Raw genomic sequence first — 14,488 nt, 5'->3', positions numbered from 1 at the left:
CTCCGTTCGGTTAGTGCTAGCGGGCCTGGGCGATGATTGCCTCGGCGACGGCCACCGCGTCGGTGCGCGACTCGACCTGGTAGGCCGACTGGCCGAGCGAGAAGATTACCGTGCAAAACGATGAGGTGTCGGTGCAGATTTTTACGGCGTGCTCCCCGTCCACCGCGCCTTGCAGCACGATCTGGGGCAGAGCCGCGGCGGTGTCGGGTTCAGAAATCATGGTGTCGACGATCCCGGCAAGGTCGTAGCCGACCGTGATGGAGGTGCCGCTAACACCGGCTGCTTCGACGTAACAGGTGAATAACCCAGCGGACTGCGTCACATAGCGGTCGAACCAGATCGGGTCCATGGTCGACGAGTCATAGATTTCGTATTCGAGAGAGTCGACGCCGAGCGCCATCGCCACGCCCTGCGCCTTGAGTGCGCCGGTGCAGGCCGGTTCACGTTCGACCAGGTCGACCGCTGGCCAGACCAGCTGGCTGGACGCGGCATCCGTCAGAGCGGTGAAAACGGAGACTGCGAGCGGCTTCATCTGCGCCAGAATCGCATCTGCCGTCAGGCCGCCGAAATGGCCCTCGCCGATGCCGAAGAAGATCGTACTGGCAAAGATTTCGACCCAGGCGTCGCCGACCGGCGCCGAAATGAAGCAGCCGGGGTCGCCGCAGCCGGTCGCCGCTTCGATGCCGCCGATGTCGACGAGGGGATCAGCCGGGCCGTCGCCGAGCGCAGACGGCGCCCAGGAGGCGGCGCCGTCAGGCATGACCTTGACGGTGAGGTAGGCCCAGTCGGAATCGGCCGGATACTCCAGAGGGCTGCCGGCTGCGGCACCGACCCGCCACGAGCAGGAGAGACCGCCCAGGGAGGGCACGGCATAATCGGTGAGCGTCATCCCCGGCCGGGTCGCGGCCACGGGGCTCGGCTGGGTACCGTCGGCGGGGGCTAACGCAGTGGCAATGTCATCGTTGGCGGCAATGTCGTCGCAGGTGTAGACGCTCGCTGCCGACTCTGTCGGTGCTGCGCTGGCTGACACCGGCGGCTCGGCGACGGGCTCGGCCGCGCATCCGCTGAGCGCGACGAGGGCGAGAACAACGGTCGGCATGATCAGGGTGCTGCGCAGCATCCGGTCAGCCTAGCAGGGACAATTTTTCGCCCTTGACCTGTGGTTTCCTCGACACGTCGGTGCCGTCCAGGCCCTTCATCCGGCGTTCGGTCGCCACTGAGACCTACCAGGCGCCGGGCTTGTAGTCCTTGAGAAAGACCCCGTAGAGGTCTTCGCCCGCCTCGCCGCGCACGATCGGGTCATAGACTCTGGCTGCGCCGTCGACCAGGTCGAGCGGGGCGTGAAAGCCTTCCTCGGCCAGGCGCACCTTGGTGGGGTGCGGGCGTTCGTCGGTGATCCAGCCGGTGTCGACGCTGGTCATGAGAATGCCATCGGAGAGCATCTCCTTCGCGCTCGTGCGGGTGAGCATATTCAGCGCGGCCTTGGCCATATTGGTGTGCGGGTGACCTGGCCCCTTATACCCGCGACCAAACACCCCCTCCATTGCCGACACGTTGACGATGTAGGTGCGGCGGGCAGCGGATGCCGTCAGGGACGCCCGCAGGTGGCTCACCAGCAGAAATGGTGCGGTCGTGTTGCACAGCTGTACTTCGAGCATTTCCAGCGGATCGACGTCTTCGACATTTGCCGTCCAGCTGTTTACTTCGTGGAGGTCGGGCACGAGCCCGCCGGCGTCGATCGCGGTGCCGGCGGCGAGGCGTTCAAGCGACGACGACCCGCTCGCGAGGGCGAGCCTGGTGAGGTCATCCGCTGTGAGCGCACCGGCGCCAGACGCCGCCGCGAGTAGCGGGTGACCGGAGACCGACGCGGCGAGGGCGAGCGGATGCGCATCGTTGGTGTGCCCGAACGAGACAATCTCGGGCAGCGGGCCGTCTGGCAGCGGGGAATCCTCGGCTTCGACCAGGGGGGAGTACGAACCGCGCGAGCGCCGCACGGTCTGCGCGGCGTTGTTGATGAGAATATCGAGCGGGCCTTGAGCGGCGACCGAATCGGCGAGGGCGATCACCTGGGCCGGGTCGCGCAGGTCGATGCCAACGATGCGCAGGCGGTGCAGCCAATCCTTGGAATCGTCCATCGCGGCGAACCGGCGCACCGCGTCACGCGGAAACCGGGTGGTGACGGTGGTGTGGGCGCCGTCGCGCAGCAAGCGCAGGGCGATGTACATTCCGATCTTGGCTCGACCACCGGTGAGCAGGGCGCGCTTGCCGGTGAGATCGGTGCGGGCATCACGTTTGGCATGGCTAGACAGGGCGCAGCTCGGGCAGAGCTGGTGGTAGAACGCGTCGACCACGGTGTACTTCTGCTTGCAGATGTAGCAGGCGCGGGGCACCAGCAGTTCGCCGGCCGTGGCAGCGCTCGTGCCGAGCGAGAGCTGCGCGCCGCGGGTCTCGTCGTCGATGCGGGTGGGCGCGCCGGTGGCCGTGGCAGCGATTACACTGCGGTCGGCGTCGGCGATGACGGCGCGCTTTTCGAGGCGCCGCGACATCTTGACCGACTTGAACATCTTGGCGGTGGCCTGTCGCACGGTGACGAAGTCGGCGCTGTCCGGGTCGATATCGCTGAGGGAGGCGAGCACCCGCAGGGTCACCTCGAGGTCGTGCGGGTCGATTCCGGCGCTCGCGGCAGAAGGCGCCCCTGGCTCTGGTACGCTCGCGGGCAATCCGCCGGATTTGGCGGGCGCACCGTTGGCGGGCGCACCGTTGGCGGGCGCGGTGGTGGGGGGCGCGGTGGTCATCCGCAAATTCTACGCGGACCGACTGTGAGCATCCGTTTGGGGATCTGCGTCAGCCCAGACCGCACAACGGGCGTGCGCGACCGAAGCCGCACACGCCCGCCCACGATAACGGAACTACAGCCTGGCCGGTTCCTGAATCGGGATGGCATTCGTCGGCGGCTCGAAGGTGTGGTCGAAGGGCATCTCGTCGGTGTCGAGCAGAGGGTTATCTTCCTGCGTCTTGACCAGTTCGTGCGCTTCCTCGTCGCTGTTGACGCTCGGCATTGAACCTGGAAGTGGACGGTTGGCCGATTCCTTGAGAAAGAAGATGGCGATCGCACCGATCAGCGAGGTGCCCATCAGATAGAAGGCCGGCATCAGGTCGTTGCCGGTGCCCACGATGAGCGCCGCGATGATGAACGGCGTGGTTCCGCCGAAGATGGCCACGGCAAAGTTGTACGAGATTCCCATCGCGCCGTAGCGGCTCGCCGTCGGGAACAGGGCCGGCAGGGCCGAGGCCAGGTTGGAGACGTAGAAGGTGACCGGGAACGCTATGAGGGCGAGGCCGAGCAGGGTTGACCAGATTGAACCCACGCCGATGAGCAGGAACGCCGGGTAGGCCAGCACGACCGTGCTGATCGCGCCCGTCCACAGCACCGGGCGACGCCCGATGCGGTCAGACAGACGACCAGCCAGAGGGATGCACAGTGCCATAGCCACGAGAATGGGAATGGTCAGCGCCGTACCGTGTAGCTCGTCGTACCCCTTGTTCTCGGTGAGGTAGGTGGGCATGTACGAGGTCAGGGCGTAGCCGACGGTGTTCGCGGCCGCGACCAGGATCATAGCGATGATGATGTTGCGCCAGTACGCCTTGAAAATGGCGATCGGGCCCTTAGGAGTGTCGGCTGTGGCACCGACCGGATTTTTCTGGGCTTCCTCCTGCGCGTCGAGCGTGGCCTGGAAGGCCGGCGACTCGTCGATCTTCATGCGGAAGTAGATGGCGACCAGTCCGAGTGGCCCGGCAATGAGGAACGGTAGACGCCAACCCCAGGCCTCCATGACGTCCTGGCCGAGCATGAGCTGCAGCACCGAAACGAGCGACGCACCGATGGCGAACCCCAGGTAGCTGCCCATATCAAGAAAACTCGCGAAATAGCCACGTTGTTTGTCGGGAGCGTGCTCGCTCACGAAGGTCGTTGCCCCGGCATACTCGCCGCCAGTCGAGAAACCCTGCACGAGTTTGACGAACACCAGCAGCACCGCCGCCCAGACGCCGATCTGTGCGTAGCCGGGCAGCAGCCCGACGGCGAAAGTCGAGGCGGCCATCAAAATCAGCGTGGTGGCGAGCACCTTCTGCCGGCCGATCCGGTCGCCGAGCCAGCCGAAGAACACCCCGCCCAGCGGTCGGGCGAAGAAGGTCGCGGCAAAGGTTCCGAGAAGAAACAGCGTCTGAACGGATGCATCGGCCTCCGGCAGAAAGACGGGACCCATCGTCGTGATGAGGTAGCCGAAGATACCCACGTCATACCATTCCATGGTGTTTCCCACGATGGTGCCGCCGAGGGCACGTTTCATGATGGGCTTGTCAACGACGTTGACATCGCTCACAGAAATGCGGCGGCGTCGGAGAGCCTTCGGCGGCTTCACCTTGGAGGCCGATGCGCCAGAGGCGCTAGTGGCGCTAGAGGCGCCGGAATTTGCGTTGGATGTGCTGCGGTCAGTGGGCATATTAATTTCTCCCGTGGAGATATTGTGCTTGCGACGTGGAACCGTACTGCGTGGTGCAGTTATTTTTTCAACTTAGCTACAATACCCCCTTACGTGGGGTATTGCCCGAACGACCATTTCTGTCTCGGGGAGGACCCAGCCAGTCTGCTTAGGCTGAGGGCATGACTGATTCCGTTGATTTCTGGTTTGACCCGTCGTGCCCCTGGGCCTGGATGACCTCCCGTTGGGTCGACGAAGTCGCCCGCCTGCGTGAGTTCGAGGTGACCTGGCACATCATGAGCCTCGCCGTTCTCAATGAAGACAACGAGGTGAGTGAGGAGTACGCCGCATTCTTTCCCCGAGCGCTTAAATACACCCGCCTCGTCGCTGCCGCCGAGCAATTGCACGGCCAGCCCATGGTCAAGGCACTCTACGATGCCCTCGGCACCCAGATTCATCCCGGCGGCAACAGCAATCCCGACGAGGTTATACCGGCGGCGCTCGCCGAGGTGGGCCTGCCGGCGAGCTTCGCTGTCTTCGCTGACAGCGACGAATACGACGCCCAGATGCGGGCCAGTCACTTCGACGGCATCAACCGGGTCGGCCAGGACGTCGGCACCCCGGTGATCGCGGTCAACGGGGTCGCCTTCTTCGGTCCCGTCATCTCACCGGCGCCGATGGGTGACGCGGCTCTGGCCCTCTGGGACGGCGTCGTCGCCCTCGCCGGCTACGACGGATTCTTCGAGCTGAAGCGCAGCCGCACCCGCGAACCCATTTTCGCGACAACGGTCGTCACTAAATAGACTGCTCCCATGCGCATCCACATCGCCACGGACCATGCCGGACTCGACCTCAGCCACCACCTGATCACCCACCTGCGTGCGGCCGGCCACGAGGTCATCGACCACGGGCCAACGTCGTACGATGCCCTCGATGACTACCCGGCGTTCTGCATCAACGCGGCGCAGGCCACCGTCGACGACCGTGAAGGCGGTATCGCCGCGCTGGGCGTTGTGTTCGGCGGCTCGGGCAACGGCGAACAGATGGCCGCCAACAAGGTTGCCGGGGCCCGCGCGGCACTGGTCTGGAACCTCTCCACCGCCCGGCTCGCCCGCGAGCACAACGACGCCAACATCATTTCGATCGGTGCCCGCGAGCACACCATCGAGGAGGCCACCGGCTTCATCGACGCGTTCATCGACGAGCCGTTCAGCGACGAGGAGCGGCACGCGCGACGCATCCGTCAGCTCGGTGAGTACGAGCGAACCGGAACAATCGCCGGAAAAGGCGTCGACGTCGACGAAAAGTGACCTGACGTGCCCGAAGGTCATTCCGTTCACCGCATTACCCGGCAGTTCCAGCGAAACTTCGTCGGCCACCGGGTCACGGTCAGTTCGCCACAGGGCCGGTTCGTGACCGGTGCCCAGCAGCTCAGCGGGCACACCGTGACGGATGCCCGTGCCGTCGGCAAGCAGATGTTTTTGGAGTTCGACCACGGACTGTGGTTGCGCATCCATTTGGGAATGTACGGCGCCTGGGATTTCAGTGGCGAGATTCAGATGGATGCCACGATGGCCTCGGCCAATGGTCGGATGGGCCAGACCAACCAGCACGGCACCGACCTTGATGCGGGAGATCCCGCCCCGACGTTCGACGCTGCCGGCGAGAACTCGATTTTCAGCATCGGGGCTCCACGTCGCACGCGGGTACGAATGTCGGAACAAGAAAAGCAAATCGACCTCGCCGAAACTTTTCCGCCCGAACCGGTCGGCCAGGTGCGGGTGCGCCTGCTCAGCGACACGGTGTGCGCTGACCTACGCGGCCCGACGGCGTGTGAGGTGCTCGACCCGGCCCAGGTCGACGCCGTCATCGCCAAGCTCGGGCCGGATCCCGAGCTGGACAACACGCCGGAGGCCGAAGCGCGCTTCGTGGCCGTCGTGCAGAAGAAGCCCACGCCAATCGGAAGGCTGCTGATGGACCAAACAGTGGTCAGCGGCATCGGAAACGTCTACCGTGCCGAGATGCTCTTTCGGGCCGGTCTCAACCCGCACGTCCCCGGCAAGTCCCTGCGCGAAACGACCGTGCGCGCGCTCTGGCAAGACTGGGCGCACCTGCTGCACATTGGGGTGGCGACCGGGCAGATGATGACCATGGACAAGCTCGAGGGCGACGAGTACCGGCTTGCCCTGAAGAATCGGGCCGACCGGCACTGGGTGTACAAACGGGAGGGCCTGCCCTGCCGGGTCTGCGGCACCCATATTGTGCTCGAAGAGATGGCGGCACGAAAACTGTATTGGTGCCCGCGCTGCCAGGCCTGACGCCTCGTGGTGGGAGTGCCCGCGGATTCCGGCCCCTAGTTTAACTGCCCGAAGTTCTAACAGCCCGTGGTTTAGCGGCCCGGGCCAGGCTGCGAAAATAGAACCATGCTCCCTCGTCGATTTGTGCGCCCCCGTCGTCGTGTTGCCACCATGGTCAGCGGCGCCGTCGTCAGCGCTGTTCTACTGGCCGCAGGGCTGACCGCCTGCTCGAGCGACAACGGCGCCGGCGTCATCGACACCGTCGGCGCGATCGATTTCGTGAACCCGCTCGCCATTCCGCCGCTCGCCGAATCGACCGTGAATGCCGCCGGCGAACGGGTCTTCGACCTCGAAGCCCAGGCTGGAAGCACCGAGTTCGTGCCGGGTGTCGCCACCGACACGTGGGGCTACAACGGCAGCTACCTCGGCCCGACCCTCGTCGCCAAGCGGGGCGAGAACGTGCGCATCAACGTCGCCAACGCCCTTGATGAGGCCACGACCGTGCACTGGCACGGCATGAGCCTGCCCGCCGAGATGGACGGTGGCCCGCACCAGATGGTCGAGCCGGGTGCCACCTGGAGTCCGAACTTCACGATCGACCAGCCAGCATCGACCCTGTGGTACCACCCGCACCCAGCCGGCAACACCGAACATCAGGTTGAAATGGGCCTGGCCGGACTCTTTCTCCTGCAGGACGACGAGGAGGCGGCACTGACCCTGCCCCGCAGCTACGGTGTCGACGACATTCCGGTGGTGGTGCAAGACCGCCGTTTCGACGAGAACGGTCAGTTCGTCACCGACGTGCGCGGCTACATCGGGCCGATTGGCGACCAACTTCTCGTCAACGGCACGCTCGCGCCCTACCTCGACGTCACCTCCGAGGTGGTGCGGCTGCGCCTCGTCAACGGATCCACATCCCGGGTGTACGACTTCGGGTTCAGCGACGGCCGGTCCTTCGACCTGATCGCGAGCGACGGGGGACTGCTGCCGGAGGCGGCACCGATGGACGGCATCCGCTTGTCGCCGGGGGAGCGCGCCGAAATCCTCGTGCACCTCACCCCTGGCGAGACGGTGAACCTGCAGTCCACCCCACCCGACCTCGGCACCTCGGCCAGTGCCGCCACGCGCAACGCCGGCGATGACACGCTCGACGTCCTGGAGTTGCGTGCTGCCGCCACGCTCAGCAGCATCGGCGCCCCATCGACCACCCTCGCCTCCATCGAGCCGTTACAGAAAGCGGATGCCGCCACCGACCGCTCCTTCACCCTCAACGGCTACACGATCAACAACAAGCTGATGGACATGACCCGCATCGACGAGACCGTCGAGGCGGGCGCCACCGAGGTGTGGACCGTTGACAACGCCATGCCGTTGCCGCACAACTTTCACGTTCACGCCGTGCAATTTCAGGTGCTGCGGGTCGGTACCCAGCCGCCCCCGGCCGAACTCTCGGGCTGGAAGGACACGATCTATCTGGAGCCAGGGGTGCGCTACGAACTAATTATGCAGTTCGCCGAATACACTAATCCCGACTTTCCGTACATGTTCCACTGCCACATGCTCGTGCACGAAGACGCCGGAATGATGGGCCAGTTCGTCGTCGTCAAGCCGGGCGGCAAGGCCGGCACGCCGCCGACCGCTCACGATGCCATGGTGCCCACATCAAACCTGGCTGTCGGCAGCGGGCCTCGGGTGCTGTCGCCGGCCCACGGGCACTAGGCGCGCATCCGCTTAACGAGCGAAAGCCGCCAGCTGGGGGCTGGCGACTTTCGATTCTCACTGCGAATGTCTCACTGCGGATGTTGCCCTGCAGGCCTGGCGCTGCGTGGAGGGGTCGACGGGAATCGAACCCGCGTCATAAGTTTGGAAAACTCAGGCTCTACCATTGAGCTACGACCCCACGCCCAACATTCAGGCACTGGGATAGCGTAGTACAAGAAACCGGGTGCCCGATGCCAGTCGGCGCGCATCCGCTCGAATGGCGTGCATTAGACTGGCTGAGGTCAATCTGCGTATCGTGGGCTTTCGCCTGCGTAACGGATTGATTCCCCAACAAAAGTAGTACCGACGGGTCGAAGCAGATCCGGGGCGTAGCTCAGCTTGGTAGAGCGCTCGTTTTGGGGGCGAGAAGTCGCAGGTTCAATTCCTGTCGCCCCGACATTATCCGCAGCACACCGTTTCAATACACAGGAGAGTCTCGAGTGAAGTCCACGGTCGAAAAACTGAGCCCCACGCGCGCCAAGCTCACCATCACGGTGAGCCCAGACGAGCTGAAGCCAGCCATCACCCACGCCTACGGCCACATTGCCGAGGACATCAACATCCCCGGCTTCCGTAAGGGAAAAATTCCGCCGGCCATCATCGACCAGCGCGTCGGCAAGGCTGCCGTTCTGGAGCACGCCGTTAACGAGGGCCTCGATGGTTTCTACCGCGCGGCAGTTGAAGAGAACAAACTGCGCCCGCTGGGTCGCCCCGAGGCTGACATCGTCGAATGGCCCAGCAACACCGACTTCTCCGGTGACCTGCTCCTCGCCATCGAGGTTGACGTGCGCCCCGAGATCGACCTGCCCGACTACGCCGGCCTCAAACTCACCGTCGACGCCGTCGAGGTTTCCGACGACGAGGTCGCCGAGGAACTCGACAAGCTGCGCAGCCGCTTCGGCACGCTCATCACGGTCGACCGCCCCGCCAAGACCGGTGACTTCGCCCAGATCGACCTGAACGCCGCGATCGACGGTGAAGAGGTCGACACCGCGAGCGGCATCTCCTATGAGGTCGGCTCCGGCGACCTCATCGACGGCATCGACGAGGCGCTCGATTCACTCAGCGCCGGCGAGACCACGACCTTCAACTCCGACCTCATGGGCGGGGACCACGAGGGTGAGACGGCAGAGATTACCATCACTGTCATCGCCGTCAAGGAGCGCGAGCTTCCCGCCGCCGACGATGACTTCGCTCAGATCTCCAGCGAGTTCGACACCATCGCCGAACTCACCGAGAGCCTCAAGGTTCAGGTGGAGAAGTCCAAGGCCTTCGGCCAGGGCAGCCAGGCCCGCGAGCGTCTTATCGAGACTCTCCTCGGCTCGGTCGAGGTTCCGATCCCCGCCGCGATCATCCTCGACGAGGTCAACCGTCACCTCGAAGGCGAAAGCCGCCTCGAAGACGACACGCACCGCGCCGAGGTTACCGAAGCCAGCGAGAAGACGTTCCGTCAGCAGATTCTGCTCGACACGATCGCCGAAGCTGAGCAGGTCAAGGTCAGCCAGGACGAGCTCACCCAGTACCTCATCCAGGGTGCCAGCCAGTACGGCATGGACCCGAGCGAGTTCGTGCAGACGCTCAACACCAACGGCCAGATCCCGTCGATGGTCGCCGAGGTTGCCCGTAACAAGGCCCTCGCCATTGCCCTGGGCAAGGCCGAGGTCGTTGACTCCAACGGCAAGCCGGTCGACCTGAGCGAGTTCACTGGTCCGGCTGACGATGACACCGCTGCCAACGATGACAGCACAGCGGATGCCGTTGCTGGCGACGCCGAGGCAGCTCCGGTCGCCGAGGCTGACGCTGAGGTTGAAGAGAAGCCCAAGAAGAAGAAGGCTGCTGCCAAGAAGTAGCACCTGTTTGCATGCACGGGCCGGCTGGATTCGTCCAGCCGGCCTTTTGCATGCTGCGGGGCACGTGTGTGGGGCCCGGTAATCTGCCGAGGGCGAACAGAGCCGTTTTCCTCGCTCTGCTCCGATAGATTCATTGAGAAGCGACAACTGAAACGGAGCACGACATGGCCGACCCGACACCCACCAACGGTGTATTTGACCGACTGCTGAAGGACCGCATCATCTGGCTCGGCTCAGAGGTCCGTGACGAAAACGCGAACGAGATCTGCGCGAAGATCCTCTTGCTGGCAGCGGAAGATTCCAAACGCGACATCTACCTCTATATCAACTCTCCCGGCGGATCGATCACCGCCGGCATGGCGATCTACGACACCATGCAGTTTGTGCCCAACGACATCGTCACCGTCGGTATCGGCATGGCGGCCTCGATGGGCCAGTTCCTGCTCACCTCGGGTACCAAGGGCAAGCGGTACATCACCCCGAACGCGCGGGTGCTCCTGCACCAGCCGTCCGGCGGCTTCGGTGGCACGGCCGCCGACATCCAGACTCAGGCCCGTCTCATCCTCGACATGAAGCAGCGCCTGTCCGAGATCACGGCCGCGCAGACCGGTAAAACCCCGGAACAGATCAACGCCGACGGCGACCGCGACAACTGGTTCAGCGCCCAGGAAGCCCTCGAATACGGTTTCGTCGACCACCTTCGCGCATCCGCTTCGGACGTCATCGGCGGCGGCGGCACCGACCCCGACGCCGATGTATCCAAGTAGCCCACCGAAACTGAACAGGAAGAACTCATGACTATCCCCACATTCGGTGGAACGGCCTACAGCTCGATGGGCGACTCGACCAAGAACCTGACTAATTCTGGTATGCCCGAATCCCGCTATATCCTCCCCACCTTCGAAGAGCGCACCGCCTACGGCTACAAGCGTCAGGACCCCTACGCCAAGCTGTTTGAAGACCGCATCATCTTTCTCGGCGTGCAGGTTGACGACGCCTCCGCCGACGATGTCATGGCCCAGCTCCTCGTGCTTGAGAGCCAGGACCCCGACCGCGACATCACGATGTACATCAACTCGCCCGGTGGATCGTTTACCGCGATGACGGCGATCTACGACACGATGCAGTACATCCGCCCGCACGTTATGACGGTGTGCCTCGGCCAGGCGGCATCCGCTGCGGCCGTGCTGCTTGCCGGCGGCACCGCCGGCAAGCGTCTCGCCCTGCCGAACGCGCGCATCCTGATCCACCAGCCCTCGGTTGGCGGTCAGGGCGGTGGACAGGCTTCGGACATCGAGATTCAGGCGGCCGAGATTCTGCGCATGCGAGTCTGGCTTGAAGAGACCCTCGCGCATCACTCCAACCGGAGCGTGGAACAGGTCAACAAGGACATCGACCGCGACAAGATCATGAGCGCTGCCGATGCCCTCGAATACGGCCTCATTGACCAGGTTCTGACCAGCCGCAAGAACCTTCCGATGCTCGTCAAATAGTCTGCAACCTGAACCGGCCGACTGGCGCGTCGCCTTTGGGCGGCGCGCCATTTCGGTTTGTGGCGCGCTGCACGTAACTGTCACACGCACAGGCTAGGCTCAATTGCAGCGAGACCAATGGAGGAGGCTGACATGGCCCGAATCGGCGAAAGTGCCGACCTGCTCAAGTGTTCCTTCTGCGGAAAGAGCCAGAAGCAGGTACAACAGCTCATCGCCGGCCCCGGCGTATATATCTGCGACGAATGCGTCGAGCTGTGCAATGAAATTATCGAAGAGCGCCTGGCGGAAGCTGGCTCTGAAGCCACCGCCGGTGAATTCGACCTCCCCAAGCCCAAAGAGATCTTCGGCTTCCTCGAGGAATACGTAATCGGCCAGGAACCCGCCAAGCGTGCTCTCGCCGTTGCCGTGTACAACCATTACAAGCGCGTGCGGTCCCGGGCCACGCTCACTGCGGCGGAAGCCATCCACGACGACGTCGAGATCGCCAAGTCAAACATTCTGCTGATCGGTCCCACCGGCTGCGGCAAGACCTATCTGGCGCAGACCCTCGCGAAGCGTCTCAACGTGCCTTTCGCCGTAGCGGATGCGACAGCACTTACTGAAGCCGGTTACGTCGGTGAAGACGTCGAGAACATTCTGCTCAAGCTCATTCAGGCCGCTGATTATGACGTTAAGCGGGCTGAAACCGGCATTATCTACATCGACGAGATCGACAAGATCGCTCGGAAAGCCGAGAACCCCTCGATCACCCGCGATGTGTCGGGCGAGGGCGTGCAGCAGGCGCTGTTGAAGATTCTCGAGGGCACGATCGCGTCGGTGCCCCCGCAGGGCGGGCGTAAGCATCCGCACCAGGAATTCATTCAGATCGACACCACGAACGTTCTGTTCATCGTGGCCGGCGCTTTCGCCGGGCTCGAAGATATCATCTCGTCCCGCGCCGGAAAAAAGGGCATCGGTTTCGGGGCGCCGCTGCACATCAAGGGCGACGACGTCAACCTGTTCAGCGAGGTGTTACCTGAAGACTTGCACAAATTTGGACTGATTCCCGAGTTCATCGGTCGCCTTCCCGTGGTCACGACGGTCACCCAGCTCGACCAGGTGGCTCTCATGCAGATCTTGACCGTGCCCAAGAACGCCCTGGTGCGTCAGTACCAGCGCATGTTCGAGCTCGACGGCGTTGAACTCGAGTTCGAACAGCCGGCACTGGAAGCCATTGCCGACCTCGCCGTGCTGCGCAAGACCGGCGCCCGCGGGCTGCGGGCCATCCTCGAAGAGGTGCTCGGTCCGGTCATGTTCGAGGTGCCGTCCACCACCGACGTTGAGCGGGTCATCATCACCCGCGACACGGTACTGAACAACGCGCCAGCCGAAATGGTGCTTCAGAAGACCCACCAGGTGAAGTCGGCCTAACAGGGTGCTCCGTCCACCGGCTTTGTCGGGTGTGCTTCAGCCGATTTCAACCGGTGTCGTCGCTGCCATCACGGGGTTCGCGAGTTCGTTCGTGCTGGTCATCGCGGGTCTGCGCGCCGTCGGCGCCTCCGAGGCGCAGGCATCCTCTGGACTGCTGGTGCTGTGCATCCTCGTGGGCGTGGTCTGCATCGTTCTGCCCTGGCTTTTTCGAATGCCTATTTCGTTTGCCTGGTCGACTCCCGGCGCAGCGCTTCTGGTCGCGGCGGGCGCCACGACCGAAGATTTCAGCGCGGCCGTCGGCGCCTTCCTGGTCTGCGGTGCGCTCATCGTTCTGTGCGGCCTGTTGCCTCCGCTCGGTCGAGCCATCACGAGCATTCCGAAGCCCCTCGCCGGGGCGATGCTGGCCGGCATCCTCTTTCCCATCTGCCTTGCTCCCATTCAAGCGTCCATCGAGCAACCGCTCCTGGCTCTGCCCGTGGTGCTGGTCTGGCTGGTGCTGTATCGGCTGGCCCCGCGGTGGGCGGTTCCGACCGCGATGGTCGTTGCGGCGATCGGCATCGGCCTGACGGCCGGGACGGACTGGTTCAGCGCATCGACGGCGGCTCCCGCCCTGGTCGTGGTCGCTCCGATCTTCGACCCGCTGGTGATCGTGAGCCTGGGACTGCCGCTATTCGTTGTGACGATGGCCGGCCAGAACGTGCCCGGCTTCGCCGTGCTGTCGACCTTCGGCTATCGGCCACCGCCACGGTCGATTTTGCTCTGGTCGGGTATTGGAACCATGATCGGTTCCGTGTTCGGCGCGCACAGTATCAACCTTGCGGCGATCACGGCGGCACTCATGGCGAGCCCGGACGCCCACCGTGATCCGTCCAAACGGTGGATCGCGACGGTCGCTTCGGGTTTTGGCTATCTCGTGCTCGGTCTCGGAGCCGGACTCGCCACAGCGCTCGTGGCCGCGTCGCCACCGATCCTTATTGTTGCTGTGGCCGGCCTGGCGCTGCTCGGGGCACTGGTCACGAGCGTCACCGCTGCGTTGGCACAACCTGAACATCGCATCAGCGCGATCGTGACGTTTCTGGTCACCGCCTCCGGCGTCACGATCGTGGGGATCGGTTCGGCGTTCTGGGGCCTGGTGGTGGGGGGCGTCTTAATGCTCTGGCTGGGGTGGGGCAGGTCCCGGCCCGACTAACCTGACC

The 14,488-nt window shown here is 64.1% G+C and carries 12 protein-coding genes and 2 tRNA genes; 10 read left to right on the top strand and 4 right to left on the bottom strand.

Features of this window, described 5'->3' with window-relative positions:
• Positions 1 to 16: 16 nt before the first annotated feature.
• From QMK31_RS02565 to QMK31_RS02555, 3 genes are all read right to left on the bottom strand, one after another.
• Positions 17 to 1,120 carry a hypothetical protein gene (locus QMK31_RS02565; protein WP_283499363.1) on the bottom strand — a complete coding sequence of 368 codons (1,104 nt, stop codon included), beginning with the start codon at positions 1,118 to 1,120 and terminating at the stop codon, positions 17 to 19.
• A 103-nt stretch (positions 1,121 to 1,223) separates the two neighbouring features.
• Complete coding sequence (locus QMK31_RS02560; RefSeq protein ID WP_283499362.1) at positions 1,224 to 2,795, bottom strand: SDR family NAD(P)-dependent oxidoreductase; 1,572 nt, start codon at positions 2,793 to 2,795, stop codon at positions 1,224 to 1,226.
• Positions 2,796 to 2,909: 114 nt separating this feature from the next.
• Positions 2,910 to 4,502 (bottom strand): MFS transporter, encoded by a 1,593-nt coding sequence (locus tag QMK31_RS02555; protein ID WP_283499361.1) that lies wholly within the window; start codon positions 4,500 to 4,502, stop codon positions 2,910 to 2,912.
• 161 nt (positions 4,503 to 4,663) lie between these two features.
• Here QMK31_RS02555 and QMK31_RS02550 point away from each other — a divergent pair, with 161 nt between their 5' ends.
• From QMK31_RS02550 to QMK31_RS02535, 4 genes are all read left to right on the top strand, one after another.
• Complete coding sequence (locus QMK31_RS02550; RefSeq protein ID WP_283499360.1) at positions 4,664 to 5,284, top strand: mycothiol-dependent nitroreductase Rv2466c family protein; 621 nt, start codon at positions 4,664 to 4,666, stop codon at positions 5,282 to 5,284.
• 9 nt (positions 5,285 to 5,293) lie between these two features.
• Positions 5,294 to 5,791, top strand: a complete 498-nt coding sequence (locus QMK31_RS02545; RefSeq protein ID WP_283499359.1) for a ribose-5-phosphate isomerase — start codon at positions 5,294 to 5,296, stop codon at positions 5,789 to 5,791.
• Positions 5,792 to 5,797: 6 nt separating this feature from the next.
• Complete coding sequence (locus QMK31_RS02540) at positions 5,798 to 6,799, top strand: Fpg/Nei family DNA glycosylase (protein ID WP_283499358.1); 1,002 nt, start codon at positions 5,798 to 5,800, stop codon at positions 6,797 to 6,799.
• 105 nt (positions 6,800 to 6,904) lie between these two features.
• Positions 6,905 to 8,497, top strand: coding sequence for a multicopper oxidase family protein (locus tag QMK31_RS02535; RefSeq protein ID WP_283499357.1), 1,593 nt, complete (start codon positions 6,905 to 6,907; stop codon positions 8,495 to 8,497).
• Positions 8,498 to 8,604: 107 nt separating this feature from the next.
• Here QMK31_RS02535 and QMK31_RS02530 read toward each other — a convergent pair.
• A tRNA-Gly gene (locus QMK31_RS02530) sits at positions 8,605 to 8,678 on the bottom strand.
• A gap of 184 nt (positions 8,679 to 8,862) precedes the next feature.
• Here QMK31_RS02530 and QMK31_RS02525 point away from each other — a divergent pair.
• From QMK31_RS02525 to QMK31_RS02500, 6 genes are all read left to right on the top strand, one after another.
• Positions 8,863 to 8,936 (top strand) — tRNA-Pro (locus QMK31_RS02525).
• Positions 8,937 to 8,979: 43 nt separating this feature from the next.
• Positions 8,980 to 10,389: a trigger factor gene (gene tig, locus QMK31_RS02520; RefSeq protein ID WP_283499356.1), complete on the top strand. Its 1,410-nt coding sequence runs from the start codon at positions 8,980 to 8,982 to the stop codon at positions 10,387 to 10,389.
• A gap of 164 nt (positions 10,390 to 10,553) precedes the next feature.
• Entirely contained in the window at positions 10,554 to 11,156 is a 603-nt protein-coding gene (locus QMK31_RS02515) for an ATP-dependent Clp protease proteolytic subunit (RefSeq protein WP_092110813.1), read from the top strand.
• 27 nt (positions 11,157 to 11,183) lie between these two features.
• Positions 11,184 to 11,882: an ATP-dependent Clp protease proteolytic subunit gene (locus QMK31_RS02510; RefSeq protein ID WP_502852286.1), complete on the top strand. Its 699-nt coding sequence runs from the start codon at positions 11,184 to 11,186 to the stop codon at positions 11,880 to 11,882.
• Between the two features lie 132 nt (positions 11,883 to 12,014).
• Positions 12,015 to 13,292 carry an ATP-dependent Clp protease ATP-binding subunit ClpX gene (clpX, locus tag QMK31_RS02505; protein WP_283499355.1) on the top strand — a complete coding sequence of 426 codons (1,278 nt, stop codon included), beginning with the start codon at positions 12,015 to 12,017 and terminating at the stop codon, positions 13,290 to 13,292.
• A gap of 31 nt (positions 13,293 to 13,323) precedes the next feature.
• A complete protein-coding gene (locus QMK31_RS02500) occupies positions 13,324 to 14,481 on the top strand; it encodes a benzoate/H(+) symporter BenE family transporter (RefSeq protein ID WP_283499354.1) in 1,158 nt (385 codons plus the stop codon).
• The last annotated feature ends 7 nt before the right edge of the window (positions 14,482 to 14,488 follow it).

It is taken from the genome of Cryobacterium sp. PH31-O1 (assembly GCF_030063455.1).
Classification (GTDB): domain Bacteria; phylum Actinomycetota; class Actinomycetes; order Actinomycetales; family Microbacteriaceae; genus Cryobacterium.
Note: the sequence above shows the minus strand (reverse complement) of the source record. Positions and strands in the feature narration are given on the sequence as shown.